A 1,137-nucleotide genomic window follows, 5' to 3' on the forward strand; every position below is an offset into this window, starting at 1 on the left:
GAACACCGCTGCTCCCTTTGCTCTGTTCGGCAGGTACGTGGCCTTGTCCCAGCGGGGCGGCAGCATGAAGATGTCGCTGTCGCTGGGCAGGCCGATGGTCCAGCCTGGCGGGGGCGACAACTTGATGTTGGGCTGGTAGGCGGCAAATACGGTGTCCGTGGACCCGCTGGATCCCTGGTCGGCGGCCGCATAAACCGTGTGCTTGAAGCTGCCCAGAGCAACGAGCTGTGACCACGTCTTCTTCAGGGGCAAGGCAGTTCCGCCGAGCTTGTACTTCGCGGTGCTCGGCCAGCTCTGTGCGATCTTCGCCCTCGTCGTAATACCCAGACCAGCCGCATTCTGCCGCCCCGTAGCATTGAAGCCGACGAAGTGGTAGGTGACGGTCATGGTGCGACTGTTCTTCGCAATGGTCCCGATGGCCAGTACCGTGAAATGGCTCACCCCCAGCGGTTCCCGGTTCGTGAACCACGTGTTGGTGAACTCGCGTCCTGAGCACACGGCAAAGCGGCTCTTGATGAAGAACTCCTTGCTCCCCAGACCTTCGAGACACTCAACCTTAGACATGGTGTGAGAGGGCTCAGGCAGCGATACCTGTGGCGCGGATACAGGGTCCTGCCGTGCAGGGGGCACCGCCGATTCCTCGGGCGACCGGGGTGCGCCAGAGCGCGCGGGCCCGACCGTTTCGTGCGGCACCGTGGGCTGCGCCTCGGCAGCCGCGGCTTTCTTGAGGTACCTGTCCCAGGCTCCGGGCTTCCTCAGCTCAGCGAGATCCGGAGTCTTGGACCCGATGGGCCCGCTGGTGGTGATGATCTCTGAGGCGGCCTCATCTGCCTGGGCGCTACCGAGCGGCACGACCAATGCAGCCAGCACCGCCGGAAGCAGCACCATGGAAACGCGTAGACGCGATATTCGAGTTCTCTGCACTTTCCCCCCTCGATGCTCCGCCGCACCCTCCTAGTGGGGCACGGGAGCACCACGTTTAACAGGCGACTCAACGGCCGAGGGGCAAGACGTACAGATTGGCGTGATCCAAATCAGAAAATGGCGAAGAACGCCGGCCGCGGTGTGCGGCCCGGGCAAGCGCCGATCTATGAGCCGGGCGTCCGGGATTTCCCGCACGCGGGCTGCCTGATCGCT

At 63.9% G+C, this 1,137-nt stretch carries 1 protein-coding gene; it reads right to left on the reverse strand.

Annotated features, from left to right (window positions below; genetic code table 11):
* Positions 1–888: hypothetical protein (locus ACZ5CR_RS46615; RefSeq protein ID WP_468870121.1), on the reverse strand; the 888-nt coding region annotated here is incomplete at its 3' end.
* Between the last annotated feature and the right edge of the window lie 249 nt (positions 889–1,137).

This window comes from Streptomyces sp. NPDC031274, from assembly GCF_055570235.1.